Source organism: Maribacter hydrothermalis (genome assembly GCF_001913155.1).
Lineage (GTDB): Bacteria > Bacteroidota > Bacteroidia > Flavobacteriales > Flavobacteriaceae > Maribacter > Maribacter hydrothermalis.
This window is the reverse complement of sequence record NZ_CP018760.1, coordinates 1,316,787-1,339,324: the sequence shown is the minus strand read 5'-3', so window position 1 is coordinate 1,339,324 and position 22,538 is coordinate 1,316,787. Positions and strand designations below refer to the sequence as shown.

The 22,538-nt window shown below is 33.2% G+C and carries 19 protein-coding genes; 16 read left to right on the top strand and 3 right to left on the bottom strand.

Features of this window, described 5'->3' with window-relative positions; genetic code table 11:
- Window positions 1-25: 25 nt before the first annotated feature.
- The 4 genes from porL to BTR34_RS05710 all read left to right on the top strand — a co-directional run bounded on the left by porL (window position 26) and on the right by BTR34_RS05710 (window position 4,555).
- Entirely contained in the window at window positions 26-685 is a 660-nt protein-coding gene (gene porL / locus BTR34_RS05725) for a type IX secretion system motor protein PorL/GldL (protein ID WP_068487324.1), read from the top strand.
- 56 nt (window positions 686-741) lie between these two features.
- Window positions 742-2,298, top strand: a complete 1,557-nt coding sequence (gene porM, locus BTR34_RS05720; protein WP_068487322.1) for a type IX secretion system motor protein PorM/GldM — start codon at window positions 742-744, stop codon at window positions 2,296-2,298.
- Window positions 2,299-2,362: 64 nt separating this feature from the next.
- Window positions 2,363-3,250 carry a type IX secretion system ring subunit PorN/GldN gene (gene porN / locus BTR34_RS05715; protein WP_068487320.1) on the top strand — a complete coding sequence of 296 codons (888 nt, stop codon included), beginning with the start codon at window positions 2,363-2,365 and terminating at the stop codon, window positions 3,248-3,250.
- 261 nt (window positions 3,251-3,511) lie between these two features.
- Window positions 3,512-4,555, top strand: coding sequence for an NAD(P)/FAD-dependent oxidoreductase (locus BTR34_RS05710; RefSeq protein WP_068487318.1), 1,044 nt, complete (start codon window positions 3,512-3,514; stop codon window positions 4,553-4,555).
- On the opposite strand, the gene BTR34_RS05705 is transcribed toward BTR34_RS05710, so the two are convergent.
- On the bottom strand, window positions 4,552-4,941 hold the full coding sequence (locus BTR34_RS05705; RefSeq protein ID WP_068487316.1) for a DUF983 domain-containing protein: 390 nt from the start codon (window positions 4,939-4,941) through the stop codon (window positions 4,552-4,554). The two genes, BTR34_RS05710 and BTR34_RS05705, sit on opposite strands and share 4 nt — an antisense overlap.
- Window positions 4,942-5,078: 137 nt before the next feature.
- Between BTR34_RS05705 and BTR34_RS05700 the strand changes: the two genes are divergently transcribed.
- From BTR34_RS05700 to BTR34_RS05665, 8 genes are all read left to right on the top strand, one after another.
- Window positions 5,079-6,989: an ABC-F family ATP-binding cassette domain-containing protein gene (locus BTR34_RS05700; protein ID WP_068487314.1), complete on the top strand. Its 1,911-nt coding sequence runs from the start codon at window positions 5,079-5,081 to the stop codon at window positions 6,987-6,989.
- A 160-nt stretch (window positions 6,990-7,149) separates the two neighbouring features.
- On the top strand, window positions 7,150-8,025 hold the full coding sequence (locus BTR34_RS05695) for a hypothetical protein (protein WP_068487312.1): 876 nt from the start codon (window positions 7,150-7,152) through the stop codon (window positions 8,023-8,025).
- A 214-nt stretch (window positions 8,026-8,239) separates the two neighbouring features.
- Window positions 8,240-9,124: a leucine-rich repeat domain-containing protein gene (locus BTR34_RS05690; protein ID WP_068487309.1), complete on the top strand. Its 885-nt coding sequence runs from the start codon at window positions 8,240-8,242 to the stop codon at window positions 9,122-9,124.
- Between the two features lie 438 nt (window positions 9,125-9,562).
- Complete coding sequence (locus tag BTR34_RS05685; protein WP_068487307.1) at window positions 9,563-10,693, top strand: efflux RND transporter periplasmic adaptor subunit; 1,131 nt, start codon at window positions 9,563-9,565, stop codon at window positions 10,691-10,693.
- The gene (locus BTR34_RS05680; RefSeq protein WP_068487305.1) at window positions 10,693-13,962 is read left to right on the top strand and encodes an efflux RND transporter permease subunit; all 3,270 of its coding nucleotides are present in this window, start codon (window positions 10,693-10,695) and stop codon (window positions 13,960-13,962) included. Before BTR34_RS05685 ends, BTR34_RS05680 begins: the two co-directional genes overlap by 1 nt.
- A gap of 20 nt (window positions 13,963-13,982) precedes the next feature.
- Window positions 13,983-15,347, top strand: coding sequence for a TolC family protein (locus BTR34_RS05675; protein WP_068487302.1), 1,365 nt, complete (start codon window positions 13,983-13,985; stop codon window positions 15,345-15,347).
- Between the two features lie 23 nt (window positions 15,348-15,370).
- Window positions 15,371-16,042 carry a hypothetical protein gene (locus BTR34_RS05670; protein ID WP_068487300.1) on the top strand — a complete coding sequence of 224 codons (672 nt, stop codon included), beginning with the start codon at window positions 15,371-15,373 and terminating at the stop codon, window positions 16,040-16,042.
- 5 nt (window positions 16,043-16,047) lie between these two features.
- A complete protein-coding gene (locus BTR34_RS05665) occupies window positions 16,048-16,230 on the top strand; it encodes a CPXCG motif-containing cysteine-rich protein (RefSeq protein WP_068487298.1) in 183 nt (60 codons plus the stop codon).
- On the opposite strand, the gene BTR34_RS05660 is transcribed toward BTR34_RS05665, so the two are convergent.
- Window positions 16,231-16,911, bottom strand: coding sequence for a head GIN domain-containing protein (locus BTR34_RS05660; protein WP_068487296.1), 681 nt, complete (start codon window positions 16,909-16,911; stop codon window positions 16,231-16,233).
- A 196-nt stretch (window positions 16,912-17,107) separates the two neighbouring features.
- Between BTR34_RS05660 and BTR34_RS05655 the strand changes: the two genes are divergently transcribed.
- A complete protein-coding gene (locus BTR34_RS05655; RefSeq protein WP_068487294.1) occupies window positions 17,108-19,423 on the top strand; it encodes a glycoside hydrolase family 113 in 2,316 nt (771 codons plus the stop codon).
- Between the two features lie 33 nt (window positions 19,424-19,456).
- Here BTR34_RS05655 and BTR34_RS05650 read toward each other — a convergent pair whose 3' ends face one another.
- Window positions 19,457-19,951: a heme-binding domain-containing protein gene (locus BTR34_RS05650; RefSeq protein WP_068487293.1), complete on the bottom strand. Its 495-nt coding sequence runs from the start codon at window positions 19,949-19,951 to the stop codon at window positions 19,457-19,459.
- A 238-nt stretch (window positions 19,952-20,189) separates the two neighbouring features.
- Between BTR34_RS05650 and BTR34_RS05645 the strand changes: the two genes are divergently transcribed.
- The 3 genes from BTR34_RS05645 to BTR34_RS05635 all read left to right on the top strand — a co-directional run bounded on the left by BTR34_RS05645 (window position 20,190) and on the right by BTR34_RS05635 (window position 22,527).
- Window positions 20,190-20,576 (top strand): hypothetical protein, encoded by a 387-nt coding sequence (locus BTR34_RS05645; RefSeq protein ID WP_068487291.1) that lies wholly within the window; start codon window positions 20,190-20,192, stop codon window positions 20,574-20,576.
- A gap of 143 nt (window positions 20,577-20,719) precedes the next feature.
- On the top strand, window positions 20,720-21,757 hold the full coding sequence (locus BTR34_RS05640; protein WP_082960238.1) for a sensor histidine kinase: 1,038 nt from the start codon (window positions 20,720-20,722) through the stop codon (window positions 21,755-21,757).
- Entirely contained in the window at window positions 21,754-22,527 is a 774-nt protein-coding gene (locus tag BTR34_RS05635) for a LytR/AlgR family response regulator transcription factor (protein ID WP_068487287.1), read from the top strand. Before BTR34_RS05640 ends, BTR34_RS05635 begins: the two co-directional genes overlap by 4 nt.
- Window positions 22,528-22,538: the final 11 nt, after the last annotated feature.

Here is a 22,538-nt window from a genome sequence, read left to right as displayed (position 1 = left end):
ATTAAACCTTAAATTAAATTAAAACATGGCACAGTCAAAATCAACAAAAAAATTATTTAACATGGCCTACGGCCTAGGAGCATCAGTTGTAATTATTGGTGCATTATTCAAAATTCTTCACTGGGAGTTAGGTCCTTTAAACGGAGGTATTCTTCTAGCAATAGGTCTTATTACAGAGGCTCTTATATTTGCAATTAGTGCATTTGAACCAGTAGATGAAGATTTAGATTGGGCATTAGTTTACCCAGAACTAGCAGGTGGAGAAGGTAAAGCTCCTAAAAAAGCTCAAGCAGCAAATGAAATTAAAGAAGCTGAAGCATCTTTATCTAAAAAATTAGATGATTTGTTAAAAGAGGCCGGTGTAGACGCAAGTCTTATGGAAAGCTTAGGTTCAAGCATTAAAAACTTTGAGGGTGCTGCTAAAGGTATTGCTCCAACAGTTGATGCAATGGAATCTACCAAGAAATATTCTAGTGAAATGGTACAAGCTGCAGCTCAAATGGAGTCTTTGAACAGTCTTTATAAAGTACAATTAGAAAGTGCTAGCAAACAAGCTTCAGTAAATGAAGAGGTAGTACAGAATGCAAGCGCACTTAAAGATCAAATGGCATCTTTATCAACAAACCTTTCTTCTTTGAATGGTGTTTATGGCGGAATGTTATCTGCAATGGGTAGTAAAAATTAAATTGGATTTTAATAAAACCCAAGTCAATTATTAATTAAAATCTAAAAAACAAATCCATGGCAGGAGGAAAAAATTCACCACGTCAGAAGATGGTCAACTTAATGTATTTGATCTTCATCGCAATGCTGGCATTAAACATGAGTAAAGAAGTATTAGCTGCATTCGGTATAATGAATGAAAAGTTAGAAACTTCAAACGCAATGACGACCGCAAGTAACGAAGCGTTCTTAGGTAGTCTGGAAACTAAAGCATCTGAAGATGCAGCTAAATATGACAAGCTGTACAAGAATGCTCAACAGATTAAAGCAATGTCTCAAGAATATTATGATTATCTAGAGTCGCTTAAAACTGGAATGACAGAAGGTCTTGAAAATCCTAAGGATTATGCAAGAATGGATATGTCAGATTATTTAGATCAAAAGTTCTTTCAAGGCGATAACCTTTCTGAAGGCGGAAAGGAATTCATGAAAAGAATAACCGATTATAGGGATAATGTAGCAGCTGTTGTACCGGCTTCTTTGAAAGCATCAGTTATAGATCGTTTTGAAACAGGAAATGAGGAAGGTAAAGTACAAGCTAAAGATGGTATGCAAGATTGGATCAACTATCATTATGAAGGATATCCTCTAGTTGCTTCATTGGCAAAGTTAACTGCACTACAAGCAGATGTAAAAGTTACTGAAGAAGCAGCTTTGAAATCTATGTTAGAAGGTGAGTTGACAAGTCAAGTATCTTTGGCAAACTTCGCTACGTCATTGCAAGGTTCTAAATCTGCATATTATACAGGTGAGAAATACGATGGTAAAATTATCATAAGTAAAACAGATAACTCTTCTACTCCAGTAAAAGCTGAATTAACTTTAGATGGCAGAAAACTTTCTGAAGGTGCAGATTACAAATTAGAAGCTGGTGGTGTTAAAATGTTAGTTGGTTCTGGTTCTGCTGGTGATCACGTATTAAAAGGAACTATTTACTTTAAGCAAGATGGCGAAGAAATTCCTGTAGAGGTTAATAATTCTTTCGCAACAATATCTAAACCAGGTGGTGCATTAATAGCAGCTGATAAGATGAATGTTGTTTATCGTGGGGTAGCAAATCCAATGTCTATTTCTATACCAGGTATAGCTAACAATAAAGTAAATGCTTCTGCACCAGGTTTAAAATCAGTTGGCGGTAGTAATTATATTATGAACCCGGGTACTGGTAGAACAGTAACAATTAAGGCCTCTGGTACTTTGCCAGATGGTGAGCCAGTAGGATCATCATTAGAGTTTAGAATTAAAGATATTCCAAGACCAGAAGGTAGCGTAAGTAAGCAAACAGGTAGTCTTAAACTTCCTAAAAGAAATGTTGAAATTGCTACTATAGGTGCTGGTTTAGAAGATTTCGATTTTGATTTGGATCTTGCTGTAAGCGGATTTAAATTTAAAGTTCCAGGACAACCAACTGTTACCGTAAGAGGTAATAAGATGGATGCAAAAGCAAAATCTGCTTTGGAACGTGCTAGAAGAGGAGATGTTGTTCAAATATTTGATATCGAAGCTTATATCACAAATAATAAGAGTTACAAGTTGAAGAAAGTTTCTCCTGTAGTAGTGGAGATTACAAACTAAAATAAATAGAATTCTACCGGGTAAGAAAATAGTCTTGCCCGGTTAATTTTAAAGTGAAACAAACATGAATTGGAAAAATGTTTTAGTAATGGGAGTGGTAACGATGTTACCTTTGTCGATGATGGCCCAAGCAAATGTGTTGAATGCTAAAAAACCCGATGAGGTTGGTGTTCGTACAGAAGCTCAAAAAGCTGTAGATAATGATGCTCCATTAGAATACGGTTATGTAGATGATAGGGACATACTATGGTCTAAAACACTATGGGAAACTGTAGATTTAGATGAACGAGTGAATTTCCCGTTATATTATCCAACAGATACTATGGATATTGGACCAGATAGAAGGTCTTTATACCACGTTCTAATTAAAAATTTAAAAAGTGGAAATTTAGAAACGTATACAGATTCTTATTTCACTAAAAAAAGGTCATTTGCCGATTTAAAAGATGCCTTACAAATGGTTGATACGTTAGATTATGGGTATGAGCAAATGAATGCAGGTGAAACTGTTTCAGAAGAGTACATAACCAGAAGAAACATATCGGCTGCAGATATTGAAGAATATCATATAAAAGGTATCTGGTATTTCGATAAAAGGCAAGGTGAGTTAAAGTACCGTCTTTTAGGTATTGCACCTGTTGCTCCAGATGTTAACTTTATGGATGATGAAAATCCTGATATGGTTGAACTGTTCTGGGTATGGTATCCAGATGCAAGAGAAATATTGCATGAGGCGAAAGTCTTTAATCAGCAAAATTCAGCACAACCAATATCTTTTGACATGTTGTTAAATGCACGTAGGTTTGATGCCGTAATCTACAAAGAAGATAACGTACAAGGAGATAGAACTATTGATAATTACATTTCAGATAATGCGTTGTTTCAATTGTTAGAGGCAAAACGTATTAAAGAAACAATTAGAGATAAAGAACAAGACATGTGGGCTTATTAAGTCAACATAAAAATCCAATTCATATAATTAAAACCCAATCGAAAGATTGGGTTTTTTGCTTTTATAAATTGAACTGATCTTTACTTTTTCTTTTACCTACGAATTATACATTTTGCATCCTAAATTTTGTCATCTTTGAGTTCCGTAGCTATGGCTATGTAAATAAAAAATAACTTCATTACGGCACAAAATGTATAATTCTCGGCTCCAAACAAAAAGTCAGGATAAGTTCATTAATTCAATACTCATTACATTTGTGGTATGGTAGATTATTTGGTAGTAGGTCTTGGTTTAGCAGGTACGGCATTTTGCGAAACGTTACGTAGAAATAACAAAACATTTATAGTGTTTAATGACCAATCTCAAACATCTTCTAGAGTTGCTGGTGGGCTATATAACCCGGTTATATTAAAAAGGTTTACACTTTCTTGGAGAGCGGATGAGCAAGTAAAGATTGCCAGTGATTTTTATAAAAACCTAGAACAATTTTTAAACGTTCAATTTTATGAAAATCAAGTGGTGCTAAGGAAATTTGCTTCCATTGAAGAACAGAATTTATGGTTTGAAGCCGCAGATAAAGAAAAACTAAAACCCTATTTAGATACCAATTTGGTAAAATCTTATAATAAGGCACTTAATGTGCCATTTGGCTTTGGAAAAGTATTAGGAACAGGAAAACTAAATACTAAAATATTATTTAATGCGTATGTAAAATGGTTGAAGCAAGAAAACATACTATGTCAAGATACTTTTGATTATAATTCTTTAGTAATACAACCAGAATATGTGGAGTATAAAGGGTTAAAGGCTAAAAATATAGTATTTGCCGACGGTTTTGGATTAATGAAGAATCCATTTTTTAATTATTTGCCCATGCAAGGTTCTAAAGGGGAGTATATAACCATTGAGGCTAAAGATTTAAAGGAGACCAATATTATAAAATCATCGGTATTTTTAATTCCTTTAGGAAATGACTTGTATAAAGTTGGAGCAACTTATAATAGGGGTTTAATAGACAATGAAACCACGGAAGATTCAAAAGAAGAGCTTTTAAAGAAATTAAAATCCTTATTAAATTGTGAATACAAAGTAATGGGTCAAGAAGCAGGGGTAAGACCTACTGTTAAAGATAGAAGACCATTGGTTGGTAAACATCCTAAACATAAAAACATTTGGATATTAAATGGTTTCGGGTCTCATGGTATACTAATAGCTCCATGGGCATCAAAAGCACTATATGAGCAAATTGAACATCAACGACCGTTATTGGTAGAAATGGATATTATTCGTTTTTCTAAAAACTAGGATTTTTTCAAAACGGCTTTAGAATCATATTTTACAAAAAAATTAATCCAGATATTTCTAGATAATCGCATTATTATGGGCATAAATCCTATCATGGTGCAAACAATCGCTATAAAAGATTGAAAAAGAGTTGAACCAATGAATAATCTTGCGATTACAAAAGCAGCTACCGCAAACGCAATTCCCACGCCATAACTTACATACATTGCCCCATAAAAGAACGAAGGTTCTATTTTGTACTTAAGGTCGCAATGGCTACACCTTTCATGCATTTTAAAGATTTTGCCCATATGATAGGGATTTTTGTCCAAATACATGCTTTCTTGGTGACATCTTGGACAACTTCCTGTTAAAATGCTGTAGAGTTTGTTTCCTTTTTTTAACATTTGCAAAACTTTACACTAAGGTACAATTTTATGATATTTTCTATAGCATGTATCTATGGTTTTAAAGATAATTTAGCTTGATAGTTATCAAGATTTAAATTGATGGTTATTAAGAAAAACTAGAAGAATTAAAATTTATGTTAAACGTTCACAACCTATCTGTCTCTTTTGGAGGAGAATATTTATTTGAAGAAATATCGTTTCGATTAAATGGGGGCAATAGAGTAGGTCTAGTAGGTAAAAATGGTGCAGGTAAGTCAACTTTATTAAAAATGCTTAATAAGGATATGGCTTTGGATACAGGTGTAATTGCCATAGAAAAAGACATTAAAATTGGTTTTCTTAGACAAGACATAGATTTTGTGCAAGGTAGAACGGTGTTAGAAGAGGCCTACCAGGCTTTTGAGGAGATAAAAACCCTAGAGCTTAAGCTAGATGAGATTAATCGTCAATTAGCTGAAAGAACGGATTATGAAACCGATTCTTACAGTCAACTTATAATAGATTTAAATGATGTTTCTCATCATTATGAAATATTAGGTGGGTATAATTATCAAGGAGAAACAGAAAAAATTCTTCAAGGTTTAGGTTTTAGAAGAGAAGACTTTGAAAAAAAGACAGAAACATTCTCAGGAGGTTGGCGTATGCGTATTGAGCTAGCCAAACTACTATTGCAAAGTAATGATGTACTGCTATTAGATGAGCCTACAAACCATCTGGATATAGAGTCTATAATTTGGTTTGAGCAATTTTTGAACAATTATTCAGGAGCCGTCGTAATTGTATCTCACGATAAAATGTTTTTAGATAATGTAACCAATAGAACTATTGAAATTTCGCTGGGCCGTATCTATGATTATAACAAGCCATATACACAATACTTAGTTTTACGTAACGAAATAAAGCAGCAGCAAGTAAATGCTCAAAAAAATCAGGAAAAGGAGATTCAGCAGGCAGAACGACTAATTGAAAAGTTTAGGGCTAAATCTACCAAAGCATCTATGGCGCAGTCCCTAATTAAAAAACTGGATAAAATTGAACGTATAGAAGTAGATGAAGATGATAATAGCGTTATGAGTTTACGTTTTCCCATTTCTGTAACCCCAGGTAGGGTAGTAGTAGAAATTGAAGGGCTTTCAAAAGCATATGGTAGTAATCAAGTGCTTAATGATATTAATTTACTAATAGAGCGTGATAGTAAAACAGCATTTGTAGGTCAAAATGGTCAAGGTAAATCTACGTTGGCTAAAATTATTGTGGGCGAATTAAAGCATGAAGGTCATTTAAAATTAGGGCATAATGTTCAAATAGGATATTTTGCTCAGAACCAAGCGGAGTATTTGGATGGTGACAAAACCATATTAGATACGATGATTGATGCCGCCAATGAAAAGAATAGAAGTAAGGTAAGAGATATTTTAGGTTCTTTTCTTTTTAGAGGAGATGAGGTTGAGAAATATGTTAAAGTTTTATCTGGTGGTGAACGCAACAGACTTGCATTGGCAAAAATGTTGTTACAGCCATTTAATGTTTTGGTAATGGATGAGCCTACAAATCACTTAGATATAAAATCTAAGAATGTACTTAAACAAGCCTGTTTAAATTTTGAGGGAACTTTAATTTTGGTGTCTCATGATAGAGATTTCTTGCAAGGTTTAACGAATAAAGTTTACGAATTTAAGGATCAACGAATTAAAGAATACTTAGGCGATGTAGAATATTACCTAGAAAAACGTAAAGTAGAGAACTTTAGAGAAGTCGAAAAAAAACAAGCGGTAGTCGTTGATAATGTAAAGCCAAAAGAAGCAAACTCATTTCAAGACCAAAAAAAATTGAAAGGACTAAAAAACCAATTAAGTTCCATTGAAAGTAAAATTGGTAGTCTTGAAAAAGAAATAAAAGAAATAGATCATAATTTGTTGGTTGATTATGATAAGACCATAGCAAAGGCAAACTTTTTTGATGGCTATCAGGCTAAGAAGAAAAAGCTAGAAAAACTAATGGGAGATTGGGAAGTTCTTACTTTAGATATAGAAGCTTTAGACTAAAACAGCTTTTGCTTACATCCATTTTTGGGACTTTCACCACTTAAAATAGCACTTTCACAACATTTGGAGGTTGGTGAACGATAAAATTTTAGTTTTTAACGTTATTAGTTGAAATTTGTAAGAGAATTCCTAATTAAAGAATTTTTTAAACCACCAATATATGAAAAAACTATACTTTTTAAGTTTCAGTTTATTTTTTCTTACTACAATATGTATTGCTGAAGTTTCTAAGACTGAGAAAAAAGCGTTAATAGATTTATATACTGCTGCAAATGGTAAGCATTGGGTGAAGAAGTGGGATTTAAAATCTCCAGTTTCTCAATGGTATGGAGTTACTATAGTCGACGATAAAGTAGTTGAAGTGAATTTATTTCATAATAACCTTATGGGGTCAATTTCTCCCGAAATTGGAAAATTGGAACATTTAAAAGTATTGAATTTAGCATTCAACTCTTTAACAGGAGTCCTTCCTGAAGAAATAGTGAATCTTTCAAATTTAAAAGTTTTAAAGCTTGAAATGAATAGGCTAAATGGGGAAATACCTCAGGAAATTGGTAATCTGCACCAATTAGAGGAACTTTCGGCATTTAATAACTTTTTAACCGGCAAGATTCCTGCAACTGTAGGCGATATAAAAGGGTTAAAGGTATTAAACCTTTCAAGTAACGATTTTTATGGGGACATACCTAGTTCTATTGGGCAGTTATCCCAACTAGAATCTTTAGGATTGTTCGAAAATAAATTAGAAGGAGCTATACCCAAAGATATGGGTCGTTTAAGTAAATTAAAAGAATTGGTACTAGCTAATAATTTTTTAGATGGTGATATACCAAATGAGTTTGCGCAGCTTGCTAGCTTAGAGGTGTTTCAAATTCAGAATAATAATTTCTCTTCATTCAAAGCTTTAGAGTTTTTAGAAACAAAAGAATATTTGGTTTTTGATTATGATAAAGAAGACCGTAAACTTGAATTTAAAGATATAAACTTTAGTAAAACCAGAATGGCAGATACTAAGTTCGAAGATATTGAAGAGTAAGAGTTGTTTACACTTTTAGTTAGTTTGGTAAAAGAAAGAGATGTGTATTTCATATCTCTTTCTTGTATTTCATTTTTTTATTACCAATAAGTTATCATAAATGTATTTTTTGAACGTTATAGTTTAAGCCTAAATTTTCGCACGACTGCTTTTTAAAAGTGTTAGCGATCATTTAATCGTAACATAAAGTTCCCCAAACTATTAATTTTTTGAAATGAAAAAAATTCTAAAATGTAGCGGTATTATTCTGTTAATGATATACAGCTATAAAGCAAATGCACAAATCCAAGAAAATGAGAAAGAGTATTTAATTAAATTAAATAAAAGTACTCAAGGGTTTAAATGGAAAAATGAATGGAATTTAAATGCCGACCCTGCAACATGGCATGGAGTGGAGGTAAAAGATGGGCATGTAGTTTCTTTAAAATTATATAGAAATAATCTGGAAGGAAAAATACCCGAAGGAATTTCTGTTTTAAAAAAATTAGAAACGATAAATCTTTCTTTTAATTTATTAGAAGGTGAGCTACCACAGGGTTTATTTGAATTACAAGAATTAAAATCAATTAAACTGGAAATGAATAAATTGAGTGGTGTATTGCCGCAAGATTATTCTAAAATGAAAAAACTGGAAGAATTAACGATGTTTAATAATTTATTACAAGGGTCAATACCTAGCGGAATTGGTTCTCTTGAAAATTTGAAAATCTTAAATTTATCAAGTAATTACTTTGATGGGAGATTACCAAAATCGTTAGAAAATCTTAATAAATTAGAAAGATTGGAGCTGTTTGGAAATAAACTGGCGGGATCTATTGATGTAGAGTTGGGTAAGCTAGTTAATTTAAAAGAATTGATTCTATCCTACAATCAATTCGAAGGAGATTTACCTAGCAGTGTAGCCTCGTTAAGTAATCTAGAATTTGTTCAACTACAAGGAAATGGATTTAGATCATTAAATTCTTTATTAAGATTGGAAAGTACCAAGTTGGCTGTTTTCGATAGTGATGATGAATTCTTAAACATGAAATTCAGTACTAATGAAATAAACAAAGCTCGTTTGGTAGACACCAAATTTGAAGATGTGAAACAGAATTAAAATAGGTTAGTATTAATAGTAAGGGATGTAAAAGCATCCCTTTTTTTATGCGTATTAAGTAGAAATGATAGCATATTTTATGAATACTTTAACCTTTAGGGTTTAAAAAGCCATATCTGTTTTTTTGTAGTTTCGCCGTTGAATAATTGAAAACCAAAAGTTTTCATATTTCGGCAATATTGAAATCTATATACTGTTTAAAGGTTTTTTAAAATATTCGATCTAATGTCAAGTACTTTAAATAAGAACAGTGAAAAGGTAATGCTATTAAAATTGCAATATATAGATAGGATGTAGCTCATATGTTATGGTGAGTATAATTACTTAAAAGAGTAGTGTAGTCATTTCATATTTAAATTTGGTCACTTCATTTACTTAAAAGCCTTTAGGAGTATATTTGACCAAGTGTTTTTAAATACGTTTATAAATTATAATAAAATGCGAAAAATTATTTTTACGGTACTAGGTATATTACTTGTTGTGGTATCTATTTTCTTATCTAAAGTTATAGTAGATAGTAAAAAAACCTTTAAACCTAAAGCAGAGAAGGTGGTTAAAACAGTCTTTACCCAAGTAGTTGAAAATAGTACAGTGCCAATTGTTGTAACTGCAAACGGTAATTTAACAGCAAAACAACGAGTCGAGCTTTATGCGGAAGTTCAAGGTGTTTTTAAAAAAGGTAGTAAATTATTTAAAGAAGGTCAAGCCTTTAAACAAGGTGAAACTATAATTAATATAGATGCAAATGAATACGCAGCAAGTGTTCAATCTGCAAAAAGTAATTTATTCAATCAATTAACGGCAGTAATGCCAGATTTAAGATTGGACTATCCAGATATCTATGCTAAATGGCAAGCATATCTTACCAATTTTGATATGTCTAAGAGTACTCCGCCACTTCCTGAGCTTAATACGGAAAAAGAAAAATTCTTTATTTCTGGCCGAGGTATTTTAACTAGTTATTATAATGTAAAAAATTTAGAACAACGACTTTCTAAGTATCGTATTTCAGCTCCTTTTTCTGGTGTACTTACGGAAGCCCTGGTTACAGAAGGTACTTTAGTAAGAGCGGGACAAAAATTAGGCGAATTTATTAATCCAGAAGTTTACGAGCTAGAAGTTTCAATTAGTAAACGTTATACTGATTTATTAAAAGTAGGGGAATCGGTGGAGCTAACGAATATAGATGATAACAGCAAGTATAAAGGAAAAGTAACACGTATTAACGGTAGTATAGACCAGGCTTCGCAAACTGTCAAGGCATACATAGAAGTAGATAACAAAAATTTACGGGAGGGCATGTACCTTGAAGCTAATTTAGATGCTAAAAAAGAAGAGAATGCTATAGAGGTTGATAGAAGTTTGCTTTTGGAAGGTGATAGAATATTCGTAGTTCGAGATTCTATTTTAGATATTATAGAAGTAGAACCAGTTTATTTTTCTGATAAGCGCGTAGTGTTAAAAAACGTGCCAAATGGTGTAACTATTATGTCTAAGCCACTTAGTGGTGCCTACACCGGTATGGCAGTGAAAATATATTCTGAACAAACAGAAAAAACAAAAGGATAATGCGTAAACTGATAGAATACTTTATTCGGTATCATGTTGCAGTTAACGTGGTAGTAATTTCATTTGCTCTTTTTGGTGTTGTAGGGGCAAAATCATTAAAGTCCTCTTTTTTTCCTTTGACGGATTCTAAGAACATTTTAATCACCATAACTTATCCCGGTGCTTCACCACAAGAAGTAGAAGAGGGTATTGTGCTTAAAATTGAAGATAACCTAAAGGGTTTAGAAGGTGTTGACAGGGTTACTTCTACCTCCAGAGAAAATAGTGGTACTATTAATGTTGAAATAGAAAAGGGTGAAAATATCGATTTCATGCTTTTAGATGTCAAAAATGCGGTAGATAGAGTGCCAACTTTCCCAACAGGAATGGAGCCTTTAATTGTAGCTAAATTAGAGGCTGTTAGGCAAACGATTTCATTTGCAATAAGCGGAGACCATATTCCCTTAGCTACATTAAAAAGTGTAGGACGGCAAATTGAGAATGATTTAAGAGCTATGGAGGGTATTTCCCAAATAGAAATATCAGGATTTCCGGCAGAAGAAATTGAAATAGCCGTTAACGAAAATAATCTTTTAGCTTATGGAATTTCATTTACTGAAGTTGCAAACTCGGTAAGTAATGCCAATATATTGGTTACAGGTGGAAATATTAAGACCGATGCCGAAGAGTATTTAATACGTGCCAATAACCGTTCCTATTATGGCGATGAATTAAACAATTTAGTAGTACGGGCAGATGCATCAGGTACTGTAATTCGTTTAAAAGATGTAGCTATAGTAAGCGATCGTTTTGCCGAATCTCCAAACGCTACTTATTTTGATGGTAATTTATCGGTAAGTACAACCATAACAAGTACCAATAATGAAGATTTAATATCCGCTGCCGATCAGGTAAAGGAGTATATCGAAGAATTCAATCAAAAATATAACAACGTTAAGTTAGATATTGTTTCTGATCAGTCTACGACACTAGTACAACGAACAGCATTATTAACTGAAAATGCCATAATGGGTATGTTATTGGTGTTGATCTTCCTTTCCTTATTTCTAAATACAAGATTGGCTTTTTGGGTAGCCTTTGGATTGCCCGTAGCATTTTTAGGAATGTTCGTATTTGCAGGTTTCTTTGATGTTACTATTAATGTATTGTCTCTTTTTGGGATGATTATCGTTATCGGAATATTAGTAGATGACGGTATTGTTATTGCCGAGAATATTTATCAACATTATGAGAAAGGAAAATCTCCTGTACAAGCTGCTGTAGATGGTACAATGGAAGTTTTGCCTCCAATTATTTCGGCAATTATAACAACCATTTTGGCATTTTCTATATTCTTATTTTTAGATAGTAGAATAGGTGAATTTTTTGGTGAAGTATCTGTTATTGTAATCTTAACGTTGGTTGTTTCGTTAGTAGAGGCTTTAATTATACTTCCTGCTCACTTAGCGCACTCCAAAGCATTGCAGCCAATAGATAAAAAACCTAAAACCGGGTTTGCAAAAGCATTTGCGAAGCTTAGGATTGTAAATGAAGCAGGAGACAAAATGATGACGTGGATGCGTGATCGACTTTATACACCTGTATTACGTTTTTCTATGAAGTATAAGGTATTTACATTCAGTCTTTTTGCTGGTGCTTTTATTTTAACCTTGGGGTCTGTAGGCGGGGGTGTTATTAGAACAGCATTTTTTCCTAGAGTAGCTAGTGATAGGGTAGGTATAGAATTAGAAATGCCTAATGGAACAAACGAAAAAATTACGGATTCTATAATTTCTTTGATAGAAGAAAAAGCAGAAATCGTAAACCAAGAATTAACAGAAAAATATTTAAAAGGTACGGATAAGGTGCTTTTTGAAAATGTCATAAGACGTCTAGGGCCTGGGTCTTCATCAGCTGAATTAAATATTAACTTGTTGCCAGGTGAAGAAAGACCAGATGAAATATCTGCCGATATGGTAACGAGCAGGCTCGAAGAACTTGTAGGTCCGGTTATTGGAGTGGAAAGCCTTATTTATGGTTCAGGCGGCAACTTTGGTGGTTCGCCAGTTTCGGTATCTCTATTGGGCAATAATATCGATGAACTTAAAGCGGCCAAGGCGGAACTGAAGAATGTTCTATTGAATAACTCTAGGTTAAAGGATATTTCCGATAATGACCCGGCCGGTATTAAAGAAATCCGATTAACATTAAAAGAAAATGCGTATTTGTTAGGGTTAGACCTACGTGCGGTAATGGCGCAAGTACGTTCAGGATTTTTTGGAGTACAGGCACAGCGTTTTCAGCGTTCGCAAGATGAAATTAGAGTTTGGGTACGCTATGAAAGAGATGAGCGTTCTTCTATAAATAATTTAGACGATATGCGCATTGTTACGTCTACAGGGGAAAGAGTTCCACTAAGTGAAATTGCAGATTACACCATTGAGCGTGGTGATGTGGCTATTAATAGACTAGAAGGTAGGCGAGAAATTCAAGTGTCTGCAGACATGAAAGATGTAAAAGATAGTCCAACGGAAATAATGACTGAAATAGAAAATGTCATTATGCCAGAAATACATTCTAAATACCCAACAGTTAGTGCTTCTTATGAAGGACAGAATAGGGAATTAGGTAAATTGACAGGGTCGTTAAAATTAGTTGGATTTACGGTCTTGCTTTTAATCTATATCACCATAGCATTTACATTTAGAAGCTTTAGTCAGCCTTTAATGCTGTTACTATTAGTGCCATTTAGTTTTATAGCAGTAGCATGGGGACATTGGATCCATGATTTTCCAATTAACGTATTATCAATTTTAGGAATCATTGCTTTAATTGGTATTATGGTAAACGACGGTTTGGTACTTATTGGCAAGTTTAATTCTAACCTACGAGAGGGTATGACATTCGATAACGCTATTTTTGAAGCGGGTAGGTCAAGGTTTAGAGCAATCTTCCTTACCTCAATAACGACTATTGCAGGTTTAGCGCCACTTATGCTAGAAACCAGCAGACAAGCACAGTTTTTAATACCTATGGCTATTTCTATTGCTTATGGTATTGGAATAGCTACGGTACTTACTTTAATAATGTTGCCATTGTTTTTGTCTTTTAGCAATAATCTAAAATCCAAGAGTAGAATGTTGGCTTCGGGGCATAAGATAACCAAAGAAGAGGTTGAAAGGGCTATTGTTGAAAGAAAAGAATCTGCTCACTTAGAAGGTCAATTGGCACATTCTAATGAGAATGGGGTCCATGATGATCATACAGTAGTAGGTACAAACACGCATTAGAAATTTGAAGGTATAGAATAATGATTAGATTACGATTCATCCATTTATTGTTGTTATTTCCTGTTTACGGCCTATTGGCACAAGAGGCTATGCTCTCTAAAGAAGTTGCTGTAATAAAAGTTTTAGAAAACAATTATGGTATAGAGATAGCTAAAAACCAAGTTGATATCGCTGAGAATAATGCTAGCATGCTAAATTCGGGGTATTTGCCGACACTGACGGGTACGGCCGGGGCTACGTATAATGCAAACAATACTACGACAGAATTTCCTGGGCAGGTAGATGAAAATAACAAGCCTAGGGCAGATATTGAAGTAAATGATGCGGAGAGTCAACGGTACAATGCGGCATTAAATCTAAATTATACCCTTTTTGATGGCATGGGTAGGTTCTATACTTTTAAAAGGTTAAAAGAGCAATATAATTTAAGCACACTTCAAGCAAGGGAAACTATAGAAAATACAATGCTTCAAATGTTTAGTGTTTATTTTGAGATTGCACGTTTAACTGAAAATAAGAATGTTCAAAAGCAAGCATTAGAAATATCTACTGATAGAATTAAAAGGGCAGAATATTCTTTTGAATATGGACAGAGTACCAAGTTAGATATATTAAATGCCCAGGTAGACGTTACCAATGATAGTATTAGTTTGTTGAATACGGAACAGCAGTTAGCAAATGCCAGAAGAGATTTAAATGTAGTTTTAAATCAAAATTTAAATGAAACTTACGAAGTAGATACGACGATTGTTTTTATACCTAAACTTCAAATTGTTGAATACATGGAAAATACGATTTCTAATAACGTAGCTATTCTCCAAACGGAGTCGAACTTAAACATTAACGCGTATGATATTAAAGTAAGCAAGTCTGGTTATTTGCCAATAATTGGTTTAAATGGATCTTATGGTTGGAATAGAAACCAAAATGCGCCATCAGCATTTTTAACCGGAGCTGTTTTTCCAGGTACCAACTCTAATGTAGGTAGTATGTCTTTAGGGGCTAGTCTATCTTGGAATTTATTTGATGGTGGTGGTACAACGGTTCGTGTAAAGAATGCTAAAATAACCTACGCTAATCAAGCGTTGCTGCGAAAGCAAGTAGAGTTAGAAGTAAATCGGGATATGCAAAATGCTATGGCTATTTATGAAAACCGTTTAAAAATTTATAGAATTCAAGAACAAAACGTGATAACCAACCAGAATAATTTTGAACGTTCCAAAGAGCAGTTTCAATTAGGAAGCATTACTTCTATAGAATTTAGACAGGCACAAATAAATTTATTGAACGCCCAGACAAATAAGAATTTAGCCAAGTACGATGCCAAATTGGCCGAGCTTCAATTGCTACAGCTTACAGGGCAATTATTAAATATTGAACTGTAATCGATAATAAATTACGTACAACCATGTATATTAATAGAACAAATACGGAGCTAATAGAGATTTTAAATCAGGAATCTCTTCTAACTTTTGAATCTCAATTAAAATTAAAAGAAGAGATTCAAAAACGTGATATTTCTGTAGACCTTGCCCCATTAGAAACATCGATTTCAAATAAACTGTCTCAGATTAAAAATTTAGAATACTTAAAGGATTTCGGTTTTCAGGCGGAGGATACTCAAGACGGTATTGTAGTTACTAGAACTAATAAAGCCAAGTTTACCGATGTAATAGCAATGGTATTAGGGGTAATCGTGTTTTTAATTGGGGTTTACGGTTGTGTAAACTTAGTTATGACTTTTATAAACGGCGAAGAATTAGATGTTTTTACCTTAGCTTATAAATTTGCAATAGCGGGTATGGTATTCGTTGGAATAGGGTTTTTTAGTGGATTAAAACGATTGTTCGATTATACAGGTTTTGAGCTTTCTAGTAAACAGGGGGTAATTACTTTAAAGAAACGATTCGATGTAAACTTGGAAGAAACTGTGGCCAAAGCATCTGATGTTTTTATTGACTCCCATGATGATGTTCTTTTTTTAAGACTTGGCGATCAAATTATTTTCACATCAAATGCCGATAATTTAGTGCAGACACTAACAATTAAAGAATTGGCTAAGAAATTGAAAACTGTATAAAATAAATGTTTGAACATTTTTTTCAATGTCCGTACTGTTGGGAAGAAGTTTCAATGCTTCTAGATCCATCAATTTCTCGTCAAACATATGTAGAAGACTGCGAAGTATGTTGTAATCCTATAGAGTTAACTCCTCATTTTGAAGAAAGTGAGCTTGTGTCTTTTAATGCGCAAAGTATAGAGCAGTAATTAGTTTATAAACTCTATTTTACCTCCAAAGGTTTTATCTTTATCAATACTTTTTGGATTGCCATAAATTTCAATAGTACCACCAGCCTTTACTTTGGCAACAACCTTTTCACTGGAATAAACTTCGGCAATACCACCTCCTAATACAATTACAGAAGTGTTTTTGGATTTTAAATTTTTGTTATAGAGTTTTCCTCCAGTGTTTACATGAGCAACTTGCTGTACGGCTACGCCAGATAGTTTTATTTCGCTACCACTGGTACTTTTAGTATTTACCGTATCTGCATCAATATTTAAAGTTATGACACCCGCTTCTTGAGAATTTATGTCCAAAGTAGAACCTTTAATTATCCCACTAGAGACAATTCTTGCATTTTCATTGGCGTCTATAATTTTTAAAGACTCCGTATAATGCAATTTGGCTTTAAAAGTATTGCCACCCAAAAAATTTTTCGTTACCATTTTTATCTTTAAAACACCCTTATTTTCTGTAATGCTCATATCATCTTTATTCGCAGTGCTTATTTCTAACTTGTTCTCATCTGCCTTAATAAGCGTTACAGTAATTCGGTCGTATACTTTTAGCTCTGTAAAATCTTGCAACGAAATAGTTGTGGTGTTTTGAGCAAAACATACCAGTACTGCACAAATAAAAAATGTAATAGTTAATAGAGGTTTCATCTAATATTGGGTTATTGGTAAAACAAAGTTACGTTACAAATTGGGTTATTTCATAATTCAACTTTTTTGATCGCTTAAGAGCTGTCAAGAGCTTTATGTATTGAAAAGAAATCTTTAAAAGTTAAAAGTGGTAAGGTTATCGCTTAGGTTTTTCAGTTTTATTATCTTAATCAGGAAATAGGTTTTATTCTAATACATGAAAAAAAATTATCTAATAATAGTCCTTATTATTGTTTTAGGTATCGTTGGTTATGCGGGCGTTGAGTATTTTCCAGTGACAGAGAATAAAGTTGTTTTTGAGAATTTAGATTCTATACCAACTAGACGAGAACTACGTGGAAGTTTTTTTGAAAAAAAAGAGATCCTAGTAGTTTATGCTGCTGAGGATAGTACATTAAATACAAAGTATCAGCAAATTCTTGAAGGACTTTCATCATTAGAACCTACCAAATCTTGGCGTAGTGCTAAAATTCATTATAGGCATGTTACTGATGTTACAGAAGAAGATTTAAGTAGCCATGTAGTTTTTTTGTTAGGGGCCATTCAGGATAATGAAATTATTGGCAGATTTATAGATAATACTCCATTTAAAGTTACTGACAAACAAATTATAATTGGGGCTAATAAAATAGGGAATAAGATGGCTGTTTTGTCAATGAGTTTTTATCCAAATCCGTTAGCACCTAAAATTCCTTTTAGTTTTTTGACAGGTACAGATGCTCAGCAAGTGTTCAATTTTTTTAATAATTTGGTTGAGGAAAATGGAAGGTCTTTTTATTGGCAGAACCTTAATTATGAGCTTTATAATGACAATATTCGTGTGGTCATGGGCGATTTTAATGAACAATGGAATATAGATAACAGTACTTTTTTCGATTTCTCCAATGGAAATCAAGTAGTATTAAATGCAGAAAAGTATCAGTTTGTAAATCATAAAAATGCATTACAACCATCAGAAGTAAAAAGTATTGAAGCACAAATAAAAAGAAATACCTCTAAAGTATTCGCCTTCTTGGGGAATGATGATTTTCCAAAAATCACATATAATTTTTATAGTAATACAGAAGAAAAGGGTTTAATGACTGGTAATACAGCGCAGGCACATTACGATACTATAAATAATTCAGTTCATATTATTGCCAATAAAATTTATAAGAATAATAATATTGGTAAGGATAATGAGTTGCTGCTTCGTAATATGTTGGGCATCTCAAAAAAGGATATTCTTACCAACGGTCTTCCTATTTATTTTACCGATACATGGCAAATGAAAGGGTATAAGTATTGGTCTGCTAGGTTGGCAGAATCAGATAATATCTTGTCTGTAGCAGAATTATTGGATAATTCATTCTTAGAAATGGAATCTTCTTTAATTCGGGATTGCCTGGCTGGTGCCTTTGTAGATTTTTTAATGCAAACTTGGGGAAAAGAAATTTTTCTGTATCATTATAAAGATGGGGAGCTTACCAACAAACAAATGCAAAAGTTAGAAAGGCAATGGAAATTATATTTAGAAAACTTATCAAAAATTTACCCTAAGGAAAAAATAGTAAAGAAAGAGTTGCCTTATTTAAAAGGATTCAATTTTGCCCATGAAGGGTATAGTATTTATAATGGTTACGGATCTAAAAAGGCAACAGAGTCTTTATTAAAGCAAAAAGCTATGGGCAGCAATGCCATGGCTATTGTGCCCTATACAGGCATAAATGATATAAATACACCTACACCCTTGCATTTTAGTAATAGTGCAGGCAGTGAAAATGATGAGGCAGTTGTACATGCAGTATCAACAGCGCACGATATTGGCATGTATACAATGCTTAAACCTCAAATTTATGTAGGTGGTAGTTGGCCAGGGGGAATTGAAATGCCTACTGAGGAAGAATGGAATATGTTTCATGACCATTACTATCGATGGATACGCCATTACGCATTTTTGGCTGAAATACATGGTATGGATGCCCTTTGTATAGGTGTAGAATTTACCAAGGCTACTTTGTTACAACCAAATGCTTGGCGAAATATGATTAAGAAAACTAGAGGATTGTTTAACGGGCATATAACCTATGCGGCCAATTGGGGCGAAGAATTTGAGAATATTGAATTTTGGAATGAATTGGATTATATAGGACTAAATAGTTACTATCCATTAAGTAAGGCGGACAACCCAACTGATGCAGAAATGAGCGAAAGCTTTTCTAAAGTTAAAGAAAAAATTAAAAAAGTATATGAGCGTTTTGAAAAACCTATTGTGTTTACTGAAGTTGGTTTTCGTAGTATAAACGAACCATGGAAAAATCCGCATGCAGAGGCCGATGAAAGTATAAATGAAGAAATGCAGGCGCGCTGTTATGAAATTATCTTTAAGGGAATTGAGAACGAGCCTTGGTGTAAAGGAATTTTATGGTGGAAATTTCCTAGTTTCCTTGAGTACCGCGGTGAGCAAAACAATGCTTTTACGCCCAATAACAAATTGGCCGAGGAAACTGTTCGTAAGTGGTTTACAAAGTAATTTAACTTATTGTCGTAGGCTTGTTTTATACGGTTACTTTCTTTTTGGGAATACCAAACTATCTGCCGGGTAGGTTTGTTTTAGGTAATTCATTTGCTCATTTGCCCAATCAATAATTTTTTGCCGTTGAATATTGGTCAAGTCTGCTTCTGGATGAAGACCTAAATAAGTATAAGAAGGTAGGGGCATTTCTTTTTCCTCCACCATTTCTATAGTTTCTTCTAATTTATGATTTTGTACAAAGAGCGGTAATTTTGTAAAGTTAGAAAAATTCAAATGTTTTTTACCGTCGTTTACATGTTCGGCTAAAAACCAAGCAGCAGGTTGTACATTGGAATACCATGGGTATTCAGTAATATTACTATGGCAGTCATAACAAGATACTTGTAATATATGCTGCACATCTTTAGGTATGCTGTATTTAGTAGTTATAGCAAAGGTGTCATCTCCCGAATTATTCTTTTCTGGTCGTATAAATTGAATAATAAGTAAGAGAACAAAAAGGACAATTCCTATCTTTTTCCACATAATGTTACAAGTTTTAGATTTCTAATTGGTTTATTAAAACTAAACATTTTTGATTTATGGTCCCTTGATTTTCAAGATGTAAGCTAAGATTTTATAAGTGGCTAAAAATTCAGTTCTCATTTTATACGTTTCACCTTTCATTTAAGACGGTTCGGTTATAAAGCTGCCGTACGCGGCTCTGTTGAGTAGTATATTTGTGTCAGAAATAAAAATATCATAATTCATAAAATATAAAGACATGAGAAAAATAAAATTAATTTTTGGTCTAGTACTAGTAGCAGGAATTCTTATTTCATTTACGGTAGAACAAAAACATAGAAAAGAAATGAAAGTTGCCAATGCTTCTTTATTCAATGAAGTAAACAATCCGTTCGAAGATACTTTAAAAGATCAAGCCACTGTTATCACTTTAAACCCTTCAACAGATATCAATGTAATTGAAATTGAGGAAGATGTAGATTTAGGTATTGATACAGCTGAATACTTACCATATGGTTTTGATGCATATAAAGGTTTTCAAATTAATGTTGCAGATATCAATGTTATAGAGATTGAGGAAGAAGTAGAATTAGGTTTCGATGTTAACGAATATTTACCTAAAGGCTTCAATCCTTATAAAGCATAGATTTAAATTAGTTAGTTAGTTAGTTAAGGTTGGTTAATTAAGGCTTTCAATTCTATTTTGAAAGCCTTTTTCTGTTTTTAGAAACTACCTTTAACATCAGCGATAAAATTGATGTAAATTTGAAAAATGCCCGTTTTAAACCTATGATGATTTTACCAATAGTAAAAAAACCACAAATTATTAAAATAGCCTTGTTATTGGCTGTTTTGGTTTCCCTACCCAGAAATATTCATGTGTATAACATGATCAGCTCTGGTAATGAGCAATTTGAGAATGTTTGGGTGCTCGATTTTCTGTACCGCATGGTGTTTATGGTTTTTTTCTCTTGGGCAATTTTAGAAATCAATGCCAATGTTGTCTATATAAAATTTAATCTTAGAGGTACTTACGCGACCATAGTTATTATTCTATTTGATCTAGTTATGCTCTTCGCTACTTTGTATTTATGGAAGGCATTACACCCTTTAATTATTGGAAATCCGTTGTCGGATGAGGACAGGGGCTTTTTAACATTTGGCTATGTTACCCTGCTCATTGTTTTATATTTTATAGCTAGAATTTTACGATTACAAGTAAACCAACGTGTAACCGATATAGAGAATGAGCATTTAAAACATCAGAATCTACAGAAAGAGCTTACGGCGCTTAAGAACCAGATAGACCCTCATTTTTTATTCAATTCTCTTAATTCATTAACATCACTTATACGCGATAATGAGCCTGCTACACAATTTGTAAAAAAGCTATCATATATGTATCGCTATATTTTACAGAGTGGCGATATCGATTTAGTAAGTATACGCGAAGAGCTTAAATTTTTAGAAAGCTATACATATCTTATGAAAACAAGGTATCGAGAACGGTTCGAGATAGAGGTTGCTATTGCAGAGGGGTTATTGGGAAGGAAAATTCCGCCATTGGCGCTACAATTATTGGTAGAGAATGCTGTAAAGCATAATGAAATTTCCGAATCTAATCCATTATTGGTACGTGTGTACTCTCGAGAAAATTCTATTTTTATAGAAAACCCATTACGCCCAAGAACAACTATGGCAGTAGGTACAGGTACAGGATTATTAAATTTAAGAAAAAGATATCTACTCTTGCAGCACCAAACAGTACTGGTACGTTCCGAAAATGGTATCTTTCAAGTAGAACTTCCATTAAGAAAAATAGAATGAAAATTGTTATTGTAGAAGATGAGCTTGCTGCAAGTGAACATCTAGAATATTTATTGAATCGCATAAATTCTGATATTGAAGTATTGGAAGTTTTCGATACCGTAAAAGCTGCTGTTAACTATTTTTCAAACTCAAATAAGGCAGAACTGGTTTTAATGGATATTCACTTAGCAGACGGAATCTCTTTTGAGATTTTTGAACAAGTTAAGATTGATATTCCTGTGGTTTTTACAACCGCCTATGATCAATATGCACTAAAAGCTTTTAAGGTGAATAGTATAGATTATTTGTTAAAACCTATAGACGAAGATGAACTGACAGATGCTTTAACCCAATTTACTGTACAGGTAAAAGAAAAGACACAAGGCATGGACGATGGCCAATTAAAAGGGCTATTAAATTTAATACACGGTAAAACCGAAAAAAAAAGCTATAAAAATACATTCTTAGTGAACCTACGAGATGAGCTAATTCCTTTAAAAACGAATGATATTGCCTATTTTTTAATAGACGTTGGGCAGATAAAAGCGGTCAGTAAACATAACCAAACCTATACTGTAGAAGGTAAATTAGAGGACATCGAAGAAAGTCTAGATCCAACTATTTTCTTTAGAGCTAATAGGCAATGTATTGTAAATAGAGAAGCCATCGTAAATTTAAAATACTACTTTAACGGTAAACTAATTGTAAGCGTAAACCCAGTTGCTAAGGAGCGCATTGTTGTAAGTAAAGCAAAAGCAACAGAGTTTAAAAACTGGATGGGGTCTTAATAGGTTTAAGT